At 71.8% G+C, this 19931-nt stretch carries 18 protein-coding genes; 15 read left to right on the forward strand and 3 right to left on the reverse strand.

Annotated elements, in window-relative coordinates; translation table 11 throughout:
• Positions 1–89: 89 nt before the first annotated feature.
• The 8 genes from ACWXWW_RS17115 (at position 90) to ACWXWW_RS17150 (ending at position 9162) form a co-directional block, all read left to right on the forward strand.
• Positions 90–1073, forward strand: a complete 984-nt coding sequence (locus ACWXWW_RS17115) for a carbohydrate ABC transporter permease (RefSeq protein WP_271172733.1) — start codon at positions 90–92, stop codon at positions 1071–1073.
• Entirely contained in the window at positions 1070–1969 is a 900-nt protein-coding gene (locus ACWXWW_RS17120; RefSeq protein ID WP_271172734.1) for a carbohydrate ABC transporter permease, read from the forward strand. The genes ACWXWW_RS17115 and ACWXWW_RS17120 overlap by 4 nt, the downstream gene beginning before the upstream one ends.
• A 2-nt stretch (positions 1970–1971) precedes the next feature.
• A complete protein-coding gene (locus ACWXWW_RS17125) occupies positions 1972–2613 on the forward strand; it encodes a DUF624 domain-containing protein (protein WP_271172735.1) in 642 nt (213 codons plus the stop codon).
• A gap of 27 nt (positions 2614–2640) precedes the next feature.
• Entirely contained in the window at positions 2641–4707 is a 2067-nt protein-coding gene (locus tag ACWXWW_RS17130; RefSeq protein ID WP_455971154.1) for a beta-galactosidase, read from the forward strand.
• Between the two features lie 163 nt (positions 4708–4870).
• Entirely contained in the window at positions 4871–5998 is a 1128-nt protein-coding gene (locus ACWXWW_RS17135; RefSeq protein ID WP_271172862.1) for a Gfo/Idh/MocA family protein, read from the forward strand.
• 5 nt (positions 5999–6003) lie between these two features.
• A complete protein-coding gene (locus tag ACWXWW_RS17140; RefSeq protein WP_271172737.1) occupies positions 6004–7209 on the forward strand; it encodes a dihydrodipicolinate synthase family protein in 1206 nt (401 codons plus the stop codon).
• Positions 7206–8072, forward strand: a complete 867-nt coding sequence (locus tag ACWXWW_RS17145) for a sugar phosphate isomerase/epimerase family protein (protein WP_421074402.1) — start codon at positions 7206–7208, stop codon at positions 8070–8072. Before ACWXWW_RS17140 ends, ACWXWW_RS17145 begins: the two co-directional genes overlap by 4 nt.
• Before the next feature lie 58 nt (positions 8073–8130).
• A complete protein-coding gene (locus tag ACWXWW_RS17150) occupies positions 8131–9162 on the forward strand; it encodes a LacI family DNA-binding transcriptional regulator (protein ID WP_455971156.1) in 1032 nt (343 codons plus the stop codon).
• A 357-nt stretch (positions 9163–9519) separates the two neighbouring features.
• On the opposite strand, the gene sigJ is transcribed toward ACWXWW_RS17150, so the two are convergent.
• Positions 9520–10458, reverse strand: a complete 939-nt coding sequence (sigJ, locus tag ACWXWW_RS17155; RefSeq protein ID WP_455971158.1) for an RNA polymerase sigma factor SigJ — start codon at positions 10456–10458, stop codon at positions 9520–9522.
• Between the two features lie 141 nt (positions 10459–10599).
• Here sigJ and ACWXWW_RS17160 point away from each other — a divergent pair, with 141 nt between their 5' ends.
• Together ACWXWW_RS17160 and ACWXWW_RS17165 are read left to right on the forward strand one after the other, a co-directional pair.
• Positions 10600–10902 carry a hypothetical protein gene (locus tag ACWXWW_RS17160; RefSeq protein ID WP_455971160.1) on the forward strand — a complete coding sequence of 101 codons (303 nt, stop codon included), beginning with the start codon at positions 10600–10602 and terminating at the stop codon, positions 10900–10902.
• 6 nt (positions 10903–10908) lie between these two features.
• Positions 10909–11259, forward strand: coding sequence for a DoxX family protein (locus ACWXWW_RS17165; RefSeq protein WP_455971162.1), 351 nt, complete (start codon positions 10909–10911; stop codon positions 11257–11259).
• Between the two features lie 9 nt (positions 11260–11268).
• Here the strand turns inward: ACWXWW_RS17165 and ACWXWW_RS17170 are convergent, their stop codons facing one another.
• Positions 11269–12246, reverse strand: a complete 978-nt coding sequence (locus ACWXWW_RS17170; RefSeq protein ID WP_282978571.1) for a LacI family DNA-binding transcriptional regulator — start codon at positions 12244–12246, stop codon at positions 11269–11271.
• A 172-nt stretch (positions 12247–12418) separates the two neighbouring features.
• Here ACWXWW_RS17170 and rhaI point away from each other — a divergent pair, with 172 nt between their 5' ends.
• The 5 genes from rhaI (at position 12419) to ACWXWW_RS17195 (ending at position 19011) form a co-directional block, all read left to right on the forward strand.
• Positions 12419–13597 carry an L-rhamnose isomerase gene (gene rhaI / locus ACWXWW_RS17175; protein WP_455971164.1) on the forward strand — a complete coding sequence of 393 codons (1179 nt, stop codon included), beginning with the start codon at positions 12419–12421 and terminating at the stop codon, positions 13595–13597.
• A 33-nt stretch (positions 13598–13630) separates the two neighbouring features.
• On the forward strand, positions 13631–14398 hold the full coding sequence (locus ACWXWW_RS17180) for a DeoR/GlpR family DNA-binding transcription regulator (RefSeq protein WP_455971166.1): 768 nt from the start codon (positions 13631–13633) through the stop codon (positions 14396–14398).
• A 120-nt stretch (positions 14399–14518) separates the two neighbouring features.
• The gene (locus ACWXWW_RS17185; RefSeq protein ID WP_455971168.1) at positions 14519–16555 is read left to right on the forward strand and encodes a bifunctional aldolase/short-chain dehydrogenase; all 2037 of its coding nucleotides are present in this window, start codon (positions 14519–14521) and stop codon (positions 16553–16555) included.
• Positions 16556–16642: 87 nt separating this feature from the next.
• Positions 16643–18055: a rhamnulokinase gene (locus ACWXWW_RS17190; RefSeq protein WP_455971170.1), complete on the forward strand. Its 1413-nt coding sequence runs from the start codon at positions 16643–16645 to the stop codon at positions 18053–18055.
• A complete protein-coding gene (locus ACWXWW_RS17195) occupies positions 18052–19011 on the forward strand; it encodes a serine hydrolase domain-containing protein (protein ID WP_455971172.1) in 960 nt (319 codons plus the stop codon). The genes ACWXWW_RS17190 and ACWXWW_RS17195 overlap by 4 nt, the downstream gene beginning before the upstream one ends.
• A gap of 56 nt (positions 19012–19067) precedes the next feature.
• Here ACWXWW_RS17195 and ACWXWW_RS17200 read toward each other — a convergent pair.
• The coding region (locus ACWXWW_RS17200) for an HNH endonuclease signature motif containing protein (RefSeq protein WP_455971174.1) at positions 19068–19931 on the reverse strand (864 nt) is incomplete at its 5' end.

A 19931-nucleotide genomic window follows, 5' to 3' on the forward strand; every position in this document is an offset into this window, starting at 1 on the left:
CCCCCCCCCCCCCCCCCCCCCCCCCCCCCCCCCCCCCCCCCCCCCCCCCCCCCCCCCCCCCCCCCCCCCCCCCACCCGATCGGGAGATCATGACCACCACCCTGACGAGAACGGTCGTCACCGCCGACAGCGGCGGGCGGCGATCGCGTGCGGGGGCTCCGCCGCTGCGGCCGGGCCTCAAGAAGAAGAGCCTGCGCGAGACGCTGGCCGGCTACGCCTTCCTGGCGCCCTGGCTCGTGGGCTTCCTCGGGCTCACCCTGGGCCCGATGGTCTACTCGCTGTACCTGTCGTTCACGTCGTACAACCTCTTCACCGACCCGAAGTGGATCGGCCTCGAGAACTACGTGCGCATGTTCACGGACGACCCGCAGTTCGTGCAGTCCGCGACGATCACGCTCGTGTACGTGCTGGTCGGCACGCCGATCAAGCTCGCCGCGGCGCTCGGCATCGCCCTGCTGCTGAACTACCGCGACCGCGGCGCGGCGTTCTTCCGCTCGTCGTTCTACGCCCCCTCGCTCATCGGCGCCTCCGTCTCGGTCGCGATCGTGTGGCGCGCGATGTTCAACACCGACGGCCCCGTCGACTCGACCCTCTCGATCTTCGGGATCGACCTGGGCGGATGGGTCGGCAACGTCGACCTCGTCGTGCCGATGATGATCCTCCTCGCCGTGTGGCAGTTCGGCGGCACCATGGTGATCTTCCTCGCGGGCCTCAAGCAGGTTCCGAAGGAGCTCTACGAGGCCGCCGAGATGGACGGCGCGGGGGCGCTGCGCCGCTTCAGGGCCGTCACCGTCCCGATGCTCTCGCCCGTCATCTTCTTCAACCTGCTGCTCGAGCTCATCGGAGCGTTCCAGGTGTTCGCATCGGCGTACATCATCTCCAACGGCACCGGCGGCCCCGCCGGGATGACGAACTACATCACGATCTACCTCTACAAGCGCGGCTTCACCGACGGCCAGTTCGGGTACGCCTCGGCCATCGCGTGGATCGTCATGCTCGTCGTCGCCGTCATCGCCGTGATCCTGTTCCGCACCCAGAAGTCATGGGTCCACTACGCCGGAGAAGACCGATGACCTCCACCGTCTCCACGCACCTGGTCACCACCGGGCGCCCCGCGCCCCGCAAGCGCGTCACGCGCCGCGGCTGGCAGACGATCATCTGGTTCGTCGTGCTGCTGGCGATCACCCTCGTCGTCATCTACCCGCTCATCTGGCTGGTCGCGTCGACCTTCAAGCCCAACAGCGAGTTCGGCCAGAACCCCGGCCTCATCCCGTGGGCGCCCACGCTCGACAACTACGTCAAGGTCGGCGAGGGCATCGCCGGCATCCCGCTGTGGCGGTTCTTCGCGAACTCGCTCATCCTCGCGGTGTCGGCGGTGATCGGCACGGTCCTGTCCTCCGCCCTCGCGGCCTACGCGTTCGCGCGCGTGAAGTTCAAGGGCCTCGGGATCCTCTTCTCGGCCATGATCGGCACGCTCCTGCTGCCGTTCCACGTCGTGATCATCCCGCAGTACATCTGGTTCCAGAAGCTCGAGCTCGTCGACACCTTCGTGCCGCTCATCCTGCCGAAGTTCCTCGCGACCGAGGCGTTCTTCGTGTTCCTCATCGTGCAGTTCATCCGGCAGATCCCGCGCGACATGGACGAGGCGGCGCGCATCGACGGCGCAGGACACGGGCGCATCTTCTGGTCGGTCATCCTGCCGCTCATCAAGCCCGCTCTCGTCACCTGCGCGATCTTCACCTTCATCTGGACGTGGAACGACTTCATGGGGCCGCTGCTCTACCTCAACAGCCCCGAGAACTATCCGCTCCCGATCGCCCTGCGCCTCTACAACGACCAGACGTCCGCGTCGGACTACGGCGCGACCGTCACGGCCAGCCTCGTCGCGCTCGTGCCGGTGATGCTCTTCTTCATCGTGTTCCAGCGCTTCCTCATCGACGGCGTCGCGACCCAGGGCCTGAAGGGCTGACCATGAGCAGAGGCGAGCGCGCCGCCCGCCGCGCGGCGGCATCGGGCTCGGGCCCGACGCACGACGAGCCCGGGCGCAATCCGGGCGCGGCAGGCGCGCTCGCCCTGTTCGGCGAGGTGCTCCTCACGGGCGTGCTCGTGACCGTCTGCGGGCTCCTCGTCGTCACCCTGCCCGCCGCGCTCGCGGCGGGCATCCGCCACCTGCGCCGGTACGCGCGCGCCGAGGGATCCTCGATGCGCGCGTTCTGGGGCGACGTCCGCGCGGCGCTGCCCGGCGGGATCGTCGTCGGCCTCGCGTGCGCGCTGATCGCGGGCGTGCTCGCGATCGACATCCTGCTCGCCTCGTCCGGGCTGCTGCCCGGCGGCGAGCTGATCGCCGGATTCGGCTGGCTGCTCGCAGCCGCCGTCGCGGGGGTCCTGCTCACCGCGTCGGCGGCGTGGTCGCCCGAGAGCGGATGGCTCCGCGCCATCCGCTCGCTGCCGTCCGCGATCGGCCGGGACATCCCCGGATTCCTGTACCTCGTCGTCGCGGCCGCATTCGTGGGCCTCGCGACCTGGATGCTCCCTCCCCTGCTCATCCCCGCACTCGGGTGCGCGGCCCTCGCGGCCGTCGCCGTCCCCGAGCGCCCCCGCCGTCGGCGCTGACGCCGACGTACCCCGGATTCGAGGACCATGCTCTACGGCGCCGACTACAACCCCGACCAGTGGCCGGAGCACGTCTGGGACGACGACGTGCTGCGCATGCAGGAGGCCGGGGTGACCACCGTGAGCCTCGGGATTTTCGCGTGGTCGCGCATCCAGCCCGCGCCCGACGTGTGGGACTTCGCGTGGCTCGACACCGTGATCGGCAAGCTGCACGCGGGCGGGATCGGGGTGAACCTCGCCACCGCGACCGCCTCGCCGCCGCCGTGGGCCACGGTGGCGCACCCCGACATCCTCGCCGCAGACGAGAACGGCGCGCCGTACTGGCACGGCTCGCGGCAGCACCACTCCCCCGCCTCGCCGACCTACCGGCGGCTCGCCGCCGAGCTCGTCCGCCGCCTCGCCGAGCGCTACGCGCAGCACCCCGCCGTCGTCATGTGGCACGTGGGCAACGAATCGGGCTGCCACCTTCCGGTGGAGTACTCGGACGCCGCACGCGACGCGTTCCGCGGCTGGCTGCGCGCGCGCTACGAGACGATCGCCGCCCTCAACGCCGCGTGGGGCACCGACTTCTGGGCCCAGCGATACGGCGCGTGGGAGGAAGTGTTCCCGCCGCGCAGGGCCCCGTACAGCCGGAACCCGTCCCAGGTGCTCGACTACCACCGCTTCATGTCGGACATGTGGCTGGAGTGCTACCTCGCCGAGCGGGACATCATCCGGGCCGCCGGTGCGACGCAGCCGATCTCGACGAACATGATGGGCCCGTTCAAGCCCGCCGACTACACGACGTGGGCGCCGCACATCGACGTCATCACCGACGACTGCTACCCGGACCCGCTCGATCCGCATCGCGTGCGCAACACGGCCTTCCAGCGCGACCTCGTCCGCTCGCTCAAGCGCGGGCGTCCGTGGCTGCTCATGGAGCAGGCGGCCGACGCGGTGAACTGGCGCCCGGCGAACCCGTCCAAGCGCGACGGGCAGCTCGCCGCCGAGACCGCGCAGTCGGTCGGCCGCGGGGCCGACGGCATCTTCTTCTTCCAGTGGCGGCAGTCGCGGGCGGGCTCCGAGAAGTTCCATTCGGCGATGCTCCCGCACGCGGGCACGCGCACGCGCACCTGGCGGGAGGTCACCGCGCTCGGGGCGACCCTCGCGGCCCTCCCCGAGCTGCCCGCTCCGGGCGACGACGCCCCGGTCGCCCTCGTCTTCGACTGGGAGAACTGGTGGGCGGTCGAGGCGGCCGACCACCCGAACCGCATCGACTACCTCGCGCTGCTGCGCGAGTGGTACGGCGCGCTCCACCGCCGCGGCATCATGGTCGACATCGTGAAGCCCGAGCACGTCGACGGGCGGTACCGCCTCGCGATCGCGCCGTTCCTCTATCTGCTGCGCGACGAGGGCGCCGCGGCGCTCGAGGGCTTCGCGGCCGCGGGCGGGGTGCTCCTGACCGGGCCGTTCAGCGACATCGTCGACGCCAACGACCGCTTCCGCGACGGCGGGTTCCTCACACAGCTCGGCCCCGTGCTCGGCGTCGCGCTCGAGGACTTCCGCCCGCTCGTGCCGCCCGCACTCGATCACATCGCCGAGCGCGCCGGCGAGGAGGGCTTGCACGGCTCGGGGGCGGAGACCTGGGTCGCCGAGGATGTCCGCGAGGCGCGCTTCGCGCTCGGAGACGGTCGCGAGGCGGTCGGGACGTTCTTCGCGGAGGCGCTCTTCGCCGACGACGCCGCGATCGTCGCCTCGTTCACGACGGGTCCCTCGCGCGAGCGTCCTGCGCTGACCCGGCGCGCACACGGCGAGGGATCGGCCTGGTATCTCGCGACCATGCCCGACGATGCCGGGCTCGACCTCGTCCTGGGGCTCGTCATCGAGGAGGCAGCGGTCGAGCCGGTCCTCGGCGACGCCCCGCCCGCCGGAGTCGAGGTCGCGCGCCGCGGCGACCTCGTCACGCTCATCAATCACGGCGACACCGACGTCGTCGTGGATGTCGCTGGCACCGACATCCGCTCGGGCGCGGCGATCTCATCCGTGGCTCTCGGTCCGCAGGAGTCGGCGTTCCTCCTCGCTCCCGCGCGCGTGCTCACGACCGCCGCTCCCTGATTCCCACCGGGTGGGAAAACGCCATCCGGAGGGGTTGCACTCAGGAGATCCGGTGTGCCACACTCTTGGAAAGCGTTTACCCAACGAGGGGCAGCCCTCGATGAGAGCAAGGAAGCACATCGTGACCACCGCCACCCCCGCCGTCCGCGAGATCGGCATCATCATGAACGGCGTCTCCGGGCGCATGGGCTACCGTCAGCACCTCGTGCGCTCGATCCTCGCGATCCGCGACGCGGGCGGCGTCGAGCTGCCCGACGGCTCGAAGGTGACGGTCCGCCCGCTCCTCGTCGGCCGCAGCGAGGCGAAGCTCGCCGAGATCGCCGCCCAGCACGGCATCGAGGACTACACGACCGACCTCGACGCGGCGCTCGCCGACCCGACCTGGGAGATCTACGCCGACTTCCTCGTGACGAAGGCCCGCGCGACGGCTCTGCGCAAGGCGATCGCGGCCGGCAAGGCCATCTACACCGAGAAGCCCACCGCGGAGTCGGTCGAGGAGGCCGTCGAGCTCGCCCGCCTCGCGAAGGAGGCCGGCGTCAAGACGGGCGTCGTGCACGACAAGCTCTACCTCCCCGGCCTCCAGAAGCTCAAGCGCCTCATCGACTCGGGCTTCTTCGGCCGCATCCTCTCGGTCCGCGGCGAGTTCGGCTACTGGGTCTTCGAGGGCGACTGGCAGCCGGCCCAGCGCCCCAGCTGGAACTACCGCGCCGAGGACGGCGGCGGCATCATCGTCGACATGTTCCCGCACTGGAACTACGTGCTCGAGAACCTCTTCGGCGAGGTGAAGAGCGTCTACTCGCACGCGTCGATCCACATCGCCGACCGCTGGGACGAGAAGGGCGAGCACTACGATGCGACCGCCGAGGACGCCGCGTACGGCATCTTCGAGCTCGACGGCGGCGTGATCGCGCAGATCAACTCCAGCTGGACCACGCGCGTCAACCGCGACGAGCTCGTCGAGTTCCACGTCGACGGCACGCACGGCTCGGCGGTCGTCGGCCTCTTCGGCGCGAAGATCCAGCCCCGCAACGCCACGCCGAAGCCGGTGTGGAACCCCGACCTCGAGGACACGCACGACTACGACGCCGACTGGCAGAAGGTCCCGACGAACGACGTCTTCCTCAACGGCTTCCGCCAGCAGTGGGAGGAGTACCTCACGTCGTACGCGCTCGGCACCGACTACGCGTTCGACCTGCTCGCGGGCGCGCGCGGCGTGCAGCTGGCCGAGGCCGGTCTCGAGTCGAGCCGCACGGGCGCCAAGGTCGTCCTGCCCGAGCTGACCCTGGAGTGAGTCGGATGACGGAGCACTTCACTCTCGTCGCCGCCGACGGCGGCCTGAGCCGCGTCGCGCTCAACGACGCGGGCGTCTACACGAAGCCGCAGAAGGCGCTGCGCAGCCGCGTCGCCTACGCGGCCGCGCACGTCGTGCCGGTCGTCTGGGGCGACAACACCCCCGGTCAGCCCGCCCAGATCGACTGGGACGCGACGCTCGGCTTCCGCCGCGCCGTGTACTCGTGGGGTCTCGGGGTCGCCGACGCCATGGACACCGCCCAGCGCAACATGGGTCTCGACGCGACGGCCGTGCGCGAGCTGATCAGCCGCAGCGCCGAGGTGGCGCGCGAGGAGGGCGGCTCGGTCGTCGTCGGCGTCAACACGGATCACGTCGAGGAGCACACGATCTCGCTCGACGCCGTGATCGACGCCTACAAGGAGCAGCTGCACTTCACGGAGGAGCAGGGCGCCGGCCCCGTGCTCATGGCGTCCCGCCACCTCGCGCGCGTCGCGACGAGCGCGACCGACTACCTGCGCGTCTACGGCGCCGTCCTGCAGGCCGCGACGACCCCGGTCGTCCTGCACTGGCTCGGAACGGCGTTCGACCCCGAGCTGGCCGGCTACTTCGGCGCCGACGACTGGGAGACCGCGTCGAACACGCTCGTGCGCATCATCGAGGAGAACCCCGGCAAGGTGTCGGGCGTCAAGATGAGCCTCCTGAACGCCGAGTCCGAGGTGGCCGTGCGCGAGCGCCTGCCCGAGGGCGTGCGCATGTACACGGGCGACGACTTCAACTACGTCGGGCTCATCGGCGGCGCGGACGTCCCCGCGGCGACCCAGCCGGCGGCGACCCCGGGAGCGACGCGGACCCACTCCGATGCCCTGCTCGGCGCGTTCGCGGCGATCACCCCGGTCGCCTCCGCGGCCATCCAGGCGCTCGACGCGGGCGACCCCGACGAGTACCTGCGCATCCTCGGCCCCACCGAGGAGCTCAGCCGCCAGGTCTTCGCCGCGCCGACGTACTTCTACAAGACGGGCGTCGCGTTCCTGTCGTGGCTGAACGGCCACCAGTCCGCGTTCCAGATGGTCGGAGGCCTCCACTCGGCCCGCAGCATCCCCCATCTCTCCCGCATCGTCGAGCTCGCGAACGCCGCGAACGCCCTCGAGGACCCCTCGCTCGCGGCCGCCCGGTGGAGCGACTACCTGCGTCTGAACGGAGTCGGAGCATGAGCGTCCCGCACCCGCGCCTGTCGATCAATCAGGCGACGATCAAGTACACGACGGTCGCCGAGGCCGTCCGGGTCGTGCAGGATGCCGGCATCGGCGCGATCGGCCTGTGGCGCGAGCAGGTGCAGGAGGCGGGTCTCGACGAGTCGGCGCGCATCATCGCCGACTCCGGCCTGCGCTACTCCACGCACTGCCGAGGCGGATGGTTCACCGTCGAGGAGGGCCCGGCACGCCGCGCGGCGATCGACGACAACCGCCGCGCGATCGAGGAGACCGCAACGCTCGCCGCCGCAGGCGCCGAGGGCTCGCGCGCCGTGCTCGTCCTCGTCGTCGGAGGGCTGCCGGAGGGGTCGCGCGACCTCGTCGGCGCCCGCGAGCGGGTCCGCGACGCGGTCGCCGAGCTCGCGCCCGATGCGCGTGCCGCGGGCGTGACGCTCGCCCTCGAGCCGCTGCATCCGATGTACGCGTCGGACCGCTCGGTGCTCTCGACGCTCCCCCAGGCGCTCGACATCGCCGCGGACTTCGACCCGTCCGTCGTCGGCGTCACGGTGGACACGTTCCACATCTGGTGGGACCCGGATGTGCTCGCGCACATCGAGCGCGCGGGTCGCGAGGGCCGCATCGCGACCTACCAGGTGTGCGACTGGAAGACGCCGCTCGAGGCCGACAACCTCCTGTCGCGCCACTACCCGGGCGACGGCATGATCGACTTCGGCCCGATGACCCGCGCCGTCGAGGCGACCGGGTACGACGGCGACATCGAGGTCGAGCTGCTCAACCAGTCCATCTGGGACACCGCGCCGGCCGAGGCCGTGCGCCGCACGATCGCGGGCTTCGAGTCCGCGGTCGCCCCTCACCTCGTGTGACCCGCGGGAGGGTGCGCCGCGCGCACCCTCCCGCCCCCTCCGGCGATAGGCTCAGCGGATGACCGACACCACGGTGCGCACCGGCGGAGCGCCCACGCTCCATGACGTCGCGCGCGAGGCCGGCGTCTCCCTCGCCACGGCGTCGCGCGTGCTCAACGGCTCCACCCGCAAGGTGGCCGAGGCCTATCGCGAGCGCGTGCAGGCCGCAGCGGACCGCCTCGGCTACACCGCGAACCTCTCCGCGCAGGCGATCGCCCGCGGGACGTCGGCGACGGTGGCCCTGCTCGTCGCCGACATCGCGGACCCCTACTTCGGCCAGATCGCCTCGGGCGTCGCGCATGCGGCAGACGAGGCCGGCCTCATCGTCACGATCGCGATGACCGAGCGCGACCCGCAGCGCGAGGTCGCCCTCGTGCGGGCGCTGCGCGGCCAGCGGCCCCGCGGCATCGTGCTCGCGGCGTCGCGCGACACGGCGAGCGACGCCGACGCGCTCACCGCCGAGATCGCCTCCGTCCAGTCGACCGGCGGACGCGTCGTCACGCTCGGCGCCGCCCTTCCCGGAACGCGCGTCGTCGCGTACGAGAACGAGGCCGGCGCCCGCGCGCTCGCCGGGAAGCTCACCGCCCTCGGATATCGCGACGCCGTCGTGCTCGCCGGCCCTGAGGGCCTGCGCACCTCGGACGACCGTCTCGCCGGCTTCACCGCCGGCTTCGCGGATGGCGGCGGCGCGACGCCGCGGATCGTCCGCGGCCAGATCTCGCGCGATGCCGGCTACGAGGCGACGGCGCGCCTCCTCGAGGAGGGCCTCGAGCCCGGGACCCTGCTCTTCGGGATCAGCGACGTCGTCGCGATCGGCGCGATCTCGGCCATCCGCGATGCCGGGCGCGCGCCCGGCTCGGATATCGCCGTCGCGGGTTTCGACGACATCGCCACGGGACGCGATGTGACGCCCGGTCTCACGACGGTGCACCTTCCCCTGGAGGAGCTCGGCGCCCAGGCGCTCCGCGCCGCCGTCGAGGACGACTGGACGCCGCCCGCGCCAGTGTCGCTCGAGGTGCTCGTCCGCGACAGCACCCCTCCGCGCCAGTGACCCGGCGGCCTCGCGAGGCAGACGACGCGACTCCGGGCCATCCTGGGATCCCGTGTCTCAGTTCTCACCGGAATGGCCGCCGGATACCCACGTCAGGTGAGACACGGACACCCACCCCGGCCACCCGTGTCTCACCACACGCCGGAAACACCCCCCGGATAACCGCCGCGCGTGAGACAAGGGCGCCGCCCCGACCTCCCATGTCTCACCACACGCCGGAAACGCCCCCGCATAACCGCCGCGCGTGAGACACGGCCACCCACGCCGACCGACGATGTCTCACCACGCGCCGGATACACCCCGTCATAACCACCGCAACCGAGACACGGACTCCCACCCCGGCCACCCGATGTCTCACTACACGCCGAAACCGCCCCCGGATAACCCACGCACCCGAGACACGGACACGTCGCGCCACGCGCCTAGCTTGTCGGGATTGCGCACGACCCACAGCGCGCGGATGCCGTGCTCGGCGACCTCGACACTCACCGTCGCGAGCACGGCGCCCGCCGCATCATGCGCGACGAGCCCCGGCGTCCCGTTCACCAGCATCTCCCGGACGACCAGGTCGGGCTGCCGTTCCCGGACGCCCGCGAAGAACCGCGCGATCGCCTCTGCTCCGACGATCGGCTCGCGGGCCGCGCTCACGCGCCCGCCCCCGTCGACCGTCGCGACGGCCGTGGCCTCCAGCTGTTCCACGAGACCCGCGACGTCGCCGGTCTCCCACGCGACCTTGAACGCCGCGACCGATCGGGCGAGCTCGGCCCGGGTCACGCGGGCCCGGACCTCCGTCCGCACCCGGCGCCGGGCCTGAGAGGCGAGCTCCCGGCAGGCGCCGGTGCTGCGGCCCATGACCTCCGAGACCTCCGCGAAGCTGAACCCGAAGACGTCGTGCAGCACGAACGCGACGCGCTGCGGCGCGGTCAAGCGCTCGAGCAGCACGAGCACCGCCATGCTGAGCGTCTCCTCGGCCGCGACCGCGTCGAGCGGGTCGGGCGAGAGGCCGAGCACGGCCGCGTCGGGCACGGGCTCGGGCAGCCACGGGCCCACGTAGCTCTCGCGCTTCACACGCGCCGACTTCAGGACATCGAGGCAGACGCGGCTGACGGCCGTCGTGAGCCACGCAGCGGGATTGCCGATCGCCTCGCGTCCCTCCGCCGACAGGGCGTACCAGCGCGCAAGCCCCTCCTGCATGGCGTCCTCGGCTTCGGACACCGAGCCCAGGAGCCGGTATGCGACGCCCACGAGGTGGCGGCGTACCTCCGCGTCGACGGCCGGGTCGGGTCTCGCGCTCATCTCGCCCACTCTCATCCGACGAATCTCGCCGCACGGATGTCAGGGGCGGTGATCCGGGTGGGTCCAGGCTGACACATCCCGCGCCCGCCTCGTCAGTCCTTCCGAAGGCGGCGAGCGCGCCGCCCCGACCGAGGAGAGACCATGGAACCGCAGCAGGCTGTCTTCATCAACGTGTTCGCCGTCGAGCCCGACCGCCAGGGCGAGCTCGTCGCCCTTCTGACCGAAGGAGGAGAGCAGGTCATCCGGCACCGCCCGGGCTTCACGAGCCTCTCGATCTACGCGTCGCGAGACGGGCGGAGCGTCGTGGGCGTCGCCGGATGGGCGCGCGCGGAGGACGCGGCCGCCACCCAGGCCGCCCCGGATGCCGCCTCCTACGCCGCGCGCGCCGCGGCCGTGGGGACGCCTGCTCCGGGTCTCTACACCCTCGCCGCCGAGATCCGCTGAGCCGCCATGCTCGTCGCGACCTCGATCGTCCTCTGCGTCACGGCAGCCGCGAATGCCGCCATCGCGATCGCGGATCTCCTGCGCGCGGAGTTCGTGCTGGCGAACTCGGCGGAGGTGGGCGTTCCGCAGCGGTGGCTGCCCGCGCTCGCCGCGCTCAAGGCCGCGGGCGCGGGCGGGATCCTCCTCTGGTTCGCCCACGTGCCCGCCATCCCGGTTCTCGCGGGTGTCGGCCTCGTCGCCTTCTACCTCACGGCGATCGCCGTGCATGTGCGCACCGGGGTGCTCCACAACCTCGCTTTCCCGAGCGCGTACCTCGCGCTCGCGGTCGCGTCGCTGTGGCTGATCCTCGCGGCGTGATCGCCCGGGCTACGCCGTCGCGCGGACGACGACCTGCGGCTCGAAGCGCACATGCTCCCCGGGCTCCTGCGCGAGCAGCTCGATCGCCGTCGCGCCGAGCAGCTCGGCGGGCTGGCGCACCGACGTGAGCGGCACGACCGTCGACGCGGCGAAGTCGATGTCGTCGTAGCCCACGAGCGCGATGTCGTCGGGCACCCGCACGCCGCCCGTCATCGTGAGCGCCTGCAGCAGGCCGACCGCGACGAGGTCGTTCGCGGCGAAGATCCCGTCCGGTCGCCTGCCGGTCGGGCGGCGCAGCAGCGCCTCCCCCGCTGCGCGGCCGTGCCGCACCGTGAGGTCGTCGATCTCGACGCGCTCGAGCGCGGCACCCGCAGCGGATGCCGCGGCGCGCGCCCCCTCGAAGCGGTCGCGCACCTGACGGAGCCCGCTCGGGCCGCCGACGAACGCGATCCGCGTGCATCCGCGCGCCAGCAGGTGCTCTGTCGCGAGCCGCCCGCCCTTCCGGTCGTCCACGGAGACGGTCGACAGACCATCCGAGTCGCCCTCGTGATCGACGAGAACGACCGGCACGCCGCGCTCCGCGAGGCGCTCGAAGTGCTCGAGGTCGCCGGTCAGCGGCGTCGCGATGACCCCGCTCGCGCGCTGCTCGGCGAACAGGTCGACGAGCCGGCGCTCGCGCTCGCCGTCCCGAGCGCTGTCGGACACGAGCACCGACAGGCCGTCCTGCTCCGCACGCGCGTCGGCACCGCGGGCGACATCGGCGTAGAAGGGGTTGCGCATGTCGAGCACGATGAGCCCGACGCTGCGGCTGCGGCCCGCGCGCAGCTGCCGCGCGGCGTCGTTCCGCACGTATCCGAGATCGCGGATGGCGCGGCGCACGCGCTCGACGGTCTCCGGGGCGACCCGCTCGGGATGGTTGAGGGCGTTGGACACCGTGCCGGCCGAGACGCCGGCTGCCGCGGCGACATCTTTCACGCTGACGGTCATCCGCCACCTCCCCGCTCATCGTATCGGGGAGGCGTCGGATGGCCCGGTCGCGACGGACGTCGTCCGCATCGGATGACTGCCGTGACGGCCGCGCCGGTTGACCTCGCGCCGGCGCTGTGCCACCATGAACACGACGATCGATTGAATCGTTTTAAAGCGAAAGGCACTGTCGATGACGACCCCCTCCTCCGTCCTGAGCGACGAGATCCTCGGCCAGCTCGAGAAGCAGGCGATCGAGCTCCCGTCCTGGGCGTTCGGCAACTCCGGCACCCGCTTCAAGGTCTTCGCGACCGCCGGCACGCCGCGCGACCCGTTCGAGAAGGTCTCCGACGCCGCGCAGGTGAACAGGCTCACCGCGCTCGCGCCATCCGTCGCCCTGCACATCCCGTGGGACCTCGTCGACAGCTTCGACGACCTGCGCAAGCACGCCGAGGACAACGGCGTCGCGCTCGGCACGATCAACTCGAACACCTTCCAGGACGACGACTACAAGTTCGGCGCGCTCACGCACGAGGACGCGGCGATCCGCCAGAAGGCGATCGACCACCACTTCGCGTGCATCGACGTCATGAACGCGACCGGCTCGCGCGACCTCAAGATCTGGCTCGCCGAGGGATCGAACTACCCCGGCCAGGCCGACATGCGCGGCCGACAGGACCGCCTGAACGACTCGCTCCAGAAGATCTACGAGCGCCTCTCGGGCGAGCAGCGCCTCGTGCTCGAGTACAAGTTCTTCGAGCCCGCGTTCTACCACACCGATGTGCCCGACTGGGGCACGTCGTACGCCCAGGTGGCCACGCTCGGCGAGCGCGCGATGGTGTGCCTCGACACGGGACACCACGCGCCGGGCACGAACATCGAGTTCATCGTCATGCAGCTGCTTCGCCTCGGCAAGCTCGGCTCGTTCGACTTCAACTCGCGGTTCTACGCCGACGACGACCTCATCGTGGGCGCGGCCGACCCGTTCCAGCTCTTCCGCATCCTCTTCGAGGTCATCCGCGGCGGCGGCTACGCGAACCCCGACGTCGCGTTCATGCTCGACCAGTGCCACAACGTCGAGAACAAGATCCTCGGCCAGATCCGCTCGGTGCTGAACGTCCAGGAGATGACGGCCCGCGCGCTGCTCGTCGACCAGGACGCGCTCCGTGCCGCGCAGGTCTCGGGAGACGTGCTCGCCGCGAACGCGGTGTTCATGGACGCGTTCTACACCGACGTGCGCCCGGCCCTCGCGCAGTGGCGCGAGTCGCGCGGCCTGCCCGCCGACCCCATGGCCGCCTACCTCGCCTCCGGTTACCAGGAGCGGATCGAGGCCGAGCGCGTCGGCGGCGTGCAGGCGGGCTGGGGCGCGTAAGCGGCCTCGCCCTCCGGAGATAGCATCGGCGATATGGCCACCACCGGGACCGTCGACGCCGAGGCGCGCCGCGCGCGCATCCTGGACCTCCTCTCGAAGAGCGGACGGGTCCGGATCGACGAGGCGGCCTCGGCGCTCGACGTCTCGGCGATGACCGTGCGCCGGGACCTCGCCGACCTCGAGGCGGAGGGGATGCTGCGGCGCGTCCGCGGCGGCGCCGTCGCATCCGCGCGGCCGCGCTCGTTCACCGAGCGGATGGCCACGGGCGCGGAGGCGAAGCTCGCCATCGCACGCAAGGTGCAGCACCTCCTCCCCCTCGACGGCGCGATCGCGGCCGACGCGTCGTCGACGGTCGGGGTGCTCCTCTCGCAGCTCCCCGACGACACGGCGCGCGACCTCCTCATCGCGACGAACTCGCACGAGAACTTCCAGGTCGCGCGCCGCGCTCCGGGCGCGACGGCGATCCTCGTGGGCGGCGAGGCCGAGCCGCGCACGGACAGCTTCGTCGGCCCGATCGCGTGCGCCGCCGCCCGGAGCCTGCACTACCGGCGCTTCTTCACGTCGGCGTCGGCGGTAGAGCCCGAGCGCGGAGCGTTCGAGGTGACGATGGCCGAGGCCCAGGTGAAGGCCGCCTTCGCGGAGTCGGCGGACGAGACCATCCTCCTCGCCGACAGCGCGAAGCTGGGGCAGAACGCCCTGGCGCTCGGCCTCCCGTGGCAGCGCATCTCGCTCCTCGTGACCGAGCTCGACCCCCGCGACCCCGCACTCGCCCCCTATCGCGAGCTGGTCGCCATCCTCTGACCGGCCGCACGGCCGATTCCGCGGACGACCATTGCCTCGTGTGTTACTTCGTGAGATAATTCACAACAGAGCACACGACGCGGTGCCTCCGACGCGTCCGACATCCCTCGAAGGATCCTCATGACGAACCCCACTGTCGCTGACCTCATCGCCCGGTCGAACCGGCTGGGCGCCGACCCGAAGAACACGAACTACGCCGGCGGCAACACGTCGGCCAAGGGCACGGACACCGACCCGGTGACCGGTGAGCCCGTCGAGCTGCTCTGGGTGAAGGGCTCGGGCGGCGACCTGGGCACGCTCACCGAGAAGGGCCTCGCCGCGCTCCGCCTCGACCGCATGCGCGCGCTCGTCGATGTCTACCCCGGCATCGAGCGCGAGGACGAGATGGTCGCGGCGTTCGACTACTGCCTGCACGGCAAGGGCGGTGCGGCGCCGTCGATCGACACGGCGATGCACGGCCTCGTCGACGCCGCGCACGTCGACCACCTGCACCCCGACAGCGGCATCGCGATCGCGACCGCGGCGGATGGCGAGGAGCTGACCGCGCGGATCTTCGGCGACAAGGTGGTCTGGGTCCCGTGGCGCCGCCCCGGCTTCCAGCTCGGCCTCGACATCGCGGAGATCAAGAAGGCCAATCCGCAGGCGGTCGGGACGATCCTCGGCGGTCACGGCATCACGGCGTGGGGCGACACGAGCGAGGAGAGCGAGCGCAACTCGCTCTGGATCATCGAGACCGCGCAGAAGTACATCGACGAGAACGGCAAGGCCGACCCGTTCGGCGGCGTCCGCCCGGGCTTCGAGGCCCTCCCCGAGGCCGAGCGCCGCGCGAAGGCCGCCGCGCTCGCCGCGACGATCCGCGGCCTCGCGTCCACCGACAAGCCGATGGTCGGCCACTTCACCGACTCGGACACGGTGCTCGACTTCCTCGCCTCCGAGAAGGCGCCCGCGCTCGCCGAGCTCGGCACGAGCTGCCCCGACCACTTCCTCCGCACCAAGGTCAAGCCGCTGCTGCTGGACCTGCCCGCGACCGCGTCGGTCGAGGAGTCGATCGCGCGTCTGAAGGAGGTGCACGAGCAGTACCGCGCCGACTACACGGCGTACTACGAGGCGCACGCGACCGCGGACAGCCCGGCCATCCGCGGCGCCGACCCGCTCATCGTGCTCGTCCCCGGCGTCGGCATGTTCTCGTACGGCGCGAACAAGCAGACCGCGCGCGTCGCGGGCGAGTTCTACGTCAACGCGATCAACGTCATGCGCGGCGCAGAGGCCCTCTCGACGTACACGCCGATCTCCGACGCGGAGAAGTTCCGCATCGAGTACTGGGCGCTCGAGGAGGCCAAGCTCCAGCGCATGCCGAAGCCCAAGACCCACCAGGGTCGCATCGCGTTCGTCACGGGCGCCGCATCGGGCATCGGCAAGGCCATCGCGAAGCGCCTCGCCGCCGAGGGCGCGTGCGTCGTCGTCGCCGACCTCGACCTCGAGAAGGCGCAGGCGGCGGCCGCCGAGCTCGGCAACTCGGACGTCGCGATCGGCGTCGCGGCGAACGTCGCCGACGCGGAGGGTGTCCAGGCCGCGATCGACGCCACGCTGCTCGCGTTCGGCGGCATCGACCTCGTCGTCAACAACGCCGGCCTGTCGCTGTCGAAGCCGCTGCTCGAGACCACCGAGAAGGACTGGGACCTCCAGCACGACGTCATGGCGAAGGGCTCGTTCCTCGTCTCGAAGGCGGCCGCCAAGGCGCTCATCGAGCAGGGCATGGGCGGCGACGTGATCTACATCTCGTCGAAGAACTCGGTCTTCGCGGGCCCGAACAACATCGCCTACTCGGCGACCAAGGCCGACCAGGCGCACCAGGTGCGTCTGCTGGCGGTGGAGCTCGGCGAGCACGGCGTCCGCGTGAACGGCATCAACCCCGACGGCGTCGTGCGCGGCTCGGGCATCTTCGCCGCCGGCTGGGGCGCCAACCGCGCTGCCACCTACGGCGTGAAGGAAGAGGACCTCGGCCAGTTCTACGCGAACCGGACCATCCTCAAGCGCGAGGTCGTCCCCGAGAACGTGGCGGACGCGGTCTACGTGCTCACGGGCCCCGAGCTCAGCCGCACCACGGGTCTCCACATCCCCGTCGACTCGGGCGTCGCAGCCGCCTTCCTGCGCTGACCCGTCCAGGAGCCCGGCGCGCGCGACCGCACACGCGCGCGTCGGGCTCCTCCCCCACCATCCCTTCCCCTGAGGAGCGTCCCGCCCATGACCGTCACCGTCGCCGCCGTCGACCTCGGAGCCACGAGCGGCCGGGTCATGCTCGGCCACGTCGGCCCCGACGAGCTGCGCCTGGAAGCCGTCGCGCGCTTCCCCAACACCCCGGTCGAGACGATCGACGGGCTGCACTGGAACATCCTCGAGCTCTACCGCTCGATCGTCGAGGGCCTCCGCGCCGCCGCGCAGACCGGCGACGTCGCCGCCATCGGGATCGACTCGTGGGCCGTGGACTACGCTCTCCTCCGCGGCGGCCGCATGCTCGGCACGCCCTATCACTATCGCGATGCCCGCACCGCCGCCGGCGTCGACGCCGTCCACGCGGTCGCTCCGTTCGAGGAGCTGTACGGCGAGAACGGTCTGCAGTTCCTCGCGTTCAACACGCTCTACCAGCTCGCCGCCGACCGCATCGCCGGCACGCTCGACCTCGCCGATGAGGCCCTGCTCATCCCCGACCTCATCGCGTACTGGCTGACCGGCGAGAAGGTCGCCGAGAGCACGAACGCGTCGACCACGGGACTCCTGCGCGTGGGCGGCGGGGACTGGAACCGCCCCCTCGCCGAGAGCCTCGGCATCCCCTCGCGCCTCCTGCCGACCCTCGTGCAGCCCGGCCACCGCATCGGCACGCTGCGCGACGCCATGCGCACGGCCACGGGGCTCGACGCGCCCGTCATCGCGGTCGGCTCGCACGACACGGCGTCGGCCGTCGCGGCGATCCCGATGACCGACCCCGATGCGGCGTACATCAGCTGCGGCACGTGGGGCCTCGTCGGCGTCGAGCTCGACGCGCCTGTCCTCACCGAGGCAAGCCGCGCCGCGAACTTCACGAACGAGGGCGGCGTCGACGGCCGCGTGCGCTTCCTGCACAACGTCATGGGCCTGTGGCTCCTCTCGGAGTCGGTGCGCGCGTGGGAGCGCGAGTCGGGCGAGACCATCGACCTGCCCGCCCTGCTCGCCGAGGCCGCGGCCGTCGAGGCGCCGCAGCCCGTCTTCGATGCGAACGACCCTGTCTTCACGGCGCCGGGCGGGATGCCCGACCGGATCGCGAGCTGGCTGTCCGAACGCGGGCTCGCCGTGCCGCAGTCCCGTGCCGCGTTCGCGCGCTGCATCGTCGAGAGCCTCGCGTCGGCGTTCGCGGACGCCGTCCACGCCGCCGCCGAGCTCTCCGGCAAGCGCGTGAACGCCATCCACCTCGTGGGCGGCGGCTCGCTCAACGAGCTCCTCTGCCAGCTCACCGCCGATCGCGCCGGTCTCCCCGTGCTCGCCGGGCCCGTCGAGGCGACCGCCCTCGGCAACGTGCTCGTCCAGGCCCGCGCGCTCGGCGAGCTCTCCGGCTCCCTCGAGGATCTGCGCGAGCTCGTGGCGCGCACGACCGCGCCGCGACGCTTCGCGCCCCGCGCATGACCGGCTGGGGCGCGGCGTTCGACTGGACGCGCCGCCACGTCGACGCGGGCCGCATCCCGACCGCGGTCCTCGGCATCGCGACGGCCGACGGCGTCGTCGCGCTCGATGCCTTCGGCGCGACGGATGGCCGCACCGCGCGGATCGACGATCCGTACCGCCTGTTCTCGATCACGAAGGTGCTCACGGGGCTCGCCGCCGCGCGCACGATCGAGCGCGGCCTGCTCACGTCGCAGACCCCGCTCGCCGACGCCGTGCCCGAGGCAGCCGCCGCCCGCGACGACGTCGTGCGCCTCGAGCACCTCATGGCGCACACGTCGGGGCTCATCGAGCCGGCGCTCGACCCGGTCGAGGGGCTCGCCGCGGCCCTGCGCCGCCCTGGCCGCGACTTCGCCGTCGGCACCGCATCGCGCTACTCGTCGATCGCGTTCCAGGGCGCGGCCGAGCTCATCCGCCACGCGACAGGACGGTCGTGGGAGGACGAGGTACGCGCCTTCGCGCCCGGACTCATCCTCGACGAGGACGCGGATCCGCACCGCATCCCCGACATCGAGGCGAGTCTCGACCTCGACCGCTTCGCTGCCTCGCGGCACCCGGGCGCGGGCGCCATCGGCACGGCGGGAGCGCTCCTGGCGCTCGGCTCGGCCCTGCTCCGCGGCGGCGCGGACATCGTGCGCCCCGGAACCCTCGAGATGATGCTCCGCCCGCTCACGACCGGCGTGCCTCGCCTCGAGCCGTACCCCGCGGAGCGCGGACAGGACTGGGGCTTCTCGTGGAACCTCCGCACGCGCGCGCCCGCCCTCATCGACCGCGACGTCTACGGGCACGCGGGATGGTCGGGCACCGAGTTCTGGATCCATCCGAGCGCGGGCATCGCGTGGACGCTGCTGACCAACCGCGCGAACGGCCACGGCCTCGACGCCGATCAGCTCGACAACGCGATCATCTCGGGGGTCTGAGCGCTCAGGGCGCGCATGACCGAGGGCAGAGTTCTCCCCTGAGACGCGGTGTCGTGTCAGAAGGGTGGTGGGTCGTCGTCGGGTGGGGTGAAGCGGGCGACGGGTGGTGGGGTGTCGGTGTAGACGCGCCCGTTCGGGGAGGTCCATTCGAGCAGACCGCCTTCTGTCTGGGTCACGGTCCATTCGGTCATCTGCTCGAGCATGTGATGCGTCTCACACAAATACTCGAGGTTGGCCACGTTCGTGGGCCCGCCGCGGGAGTGGGGGTGGGTGTGGTCGACGTCGACGTAGTGCTTCCGGATGGCCTGCCGGCATCCGGGGAACCGGCACCGCTCATCCCGCGCCTTCAGGAACCGCCGCTGCGCCATCGTGGGGAATCTCTGGTCGACGGCGAGGAGGACGCCGGTGTGCGCGTCGGTGAACGCCCGGTTCCAGATCGTCGCGTCCGCGGCGATCTGCTTGGCGTCGATGATCGGGATCGGGCCCGCCCCGGCGAGCGTGGCGCCCTCGGTCCGGTTCGTGGGGTCCGCCAGTGCGGTGGCGGGGATGGTGATGTGCACGCTCCCGCGGATCGCCCCCAGCCCGACCGCCGGAGATTTCCGGGAACGGAACGCCGCACCCGATCCCGTGGTCGAGGCAGCGTCCGAACCGGATCCGGCGGCCGCGCCGGGCGACGGGCGCGCGTCCGCGCGAGCGCCCGCGTCAACGCTCGCGTCCGCGTCGCCGTCGACGCCCATGACGCCCAGGCCCACATCGCCCGCCTTCACGTCCGCATCCGCGCCGCTTGTGCTTGTGGCGCCGAGCCCGACATCGCCGGCTTTCGCATCCGCACAGTTGAAGGTGGCGCCGTAGAGGTGGTCGTGGCCGGTGGGGGTGCCGGTGAGGGTGAGGTCGGTGAAGATGTCCGCCCGGATCTCATC

Source organism: Microbacterium sp. KNMS, from assembly GCF_053851835.1.

What these genes read in the sequence shown, in the direction of transcription:
- ACWXWW_RS17115 (WP_271172733.1), top strand. Translation starts at nt 90, where the DNA reads ATGACCACCACCCTGACGAGAACGGTCGTCACCGCCGACAGCGGCGGG.
- ACWXWW_RS17120 (WP_271172734.1), top strand. Translation starts at nt 1,070, where the DNA reads ATGACCTCCACCGTCTCCACGCACCTGGTCACCACCGGGCGCCCCGCG.
- ACWXWW_RS17125 (WP_271172735.1), top strand. Translation starts at nt 1,972, where the DNA reads ATGAGCAGAGGCGAGCGCGCCGCCCGCCGCGCGGCGGCATCGGGCTCG.
- ACWXWW_RS17130 (WP_455971154.1), top strand. Translation starts at nt 2,641, where the DNA reads ATGCTCTACGGCGCCGACTACAACCCCGACCAGTGGCCGGAGCACGTC.
- ACWXWW_RS17135 (WP_271172862.1), top strand. Translation starts at nt 4,871, where the DNA reads ATGAACGGCGTCTCCGGGCGCATGGGCTACCGTCAGCACCTCGTGCGC.
- ACWXWW_RS17140 (WP_271172737.1), top strand. Translation starts at nt 6,004, where the DNA reads ATGACGGAGCACTTCACTCTCGTCGCCGCCGACGGCGGCCTGAGCCGC.
- ACWXWW_RS17145 (WP_421074402.1), top strand. Translation starts at nt 7,206, where the DNA reads ATGAGCGTCCCGCACCCGCGCCTGTCGATCAATCAGGCGACGATCAAG.
- ACWXWW_RS17150 (WP_455971156.1), top strand. Translation starts at nt 8,131, where the DNA reads ATGACCGACACCACGGTGCGCACCGGCGGAGCGCCCACGCTCCATGAC.
- sigJ (WP_455971158.1), bottom strand. Translation starts at nt 10,458, where the DNA reads ATGAGCGCGAGACCCGACCCGGCCGTCGACGCGGAGGTACGCCGCCAC.
- ACWXWW_RS17160 (WP_455971160.1), top strand. Translation starts at nt 10,600, where the DNA reads ATGGAACCGCAGCAGGCTGTCTTCATCAACGTGTTCGCCGTCGAGCCC.
- ACWXWW_RS17165 (WP_455971162.1), top strand. Translation starts at nt 10,909, where the DNA reads ATGCTCGTCGCGACCTCGATCGTCCTCTGCGTCACGGCAGCCGCGAAT.
- ACWXWW_RS17170 (WP_282978571.1), bottom strand. Translation starts at nt 12,246, where the DNA reads ATGACCGTCAGCGTGAAAGATGTCGCCGCGGCAGCCGGCGTCTCGGCC.
- rhaI (WP_455971164.1), top strand. Translation starts at nt 12,419, where the DNA reads ATGACGACCCCCTCCTCCGTCCTGAGCGACGAGATCCTCGGCCAGCTC.
- ACWXWW_RS17180 (WP_455971166.1), top strand. Translation starts at nt 13,631, where the DNA reads ATGGCCACCACCGGGACCGTCGACGCCGAGGCGCGCCGCGCGCGCATC.
- ACWXWW_RS17185 (WP_455971168.1), top strand. Translation starts at nt 14,519, where the DNA reads ATGACGAACCCCACTGTCGCTGACCTCATCGCCCGGTCGAACCGGCTG.
- ACWXWW_RS17190 (WP_455971170.1), top strand. Translation starts at nt 16,643, where the DNA reads ATGACCGTCACCGTCGCCGCCGTCGACCTCGGAGCCACGAGCGGCCGG.
- ACWXWW_RS17195 (WP_455971172.1), top strand. Translation starts at nt 18,052, where the DNA reads ATGACCGGCTGGGGCGCGGCGTTCGACTGGACGCGCCGCCACGTCGAC.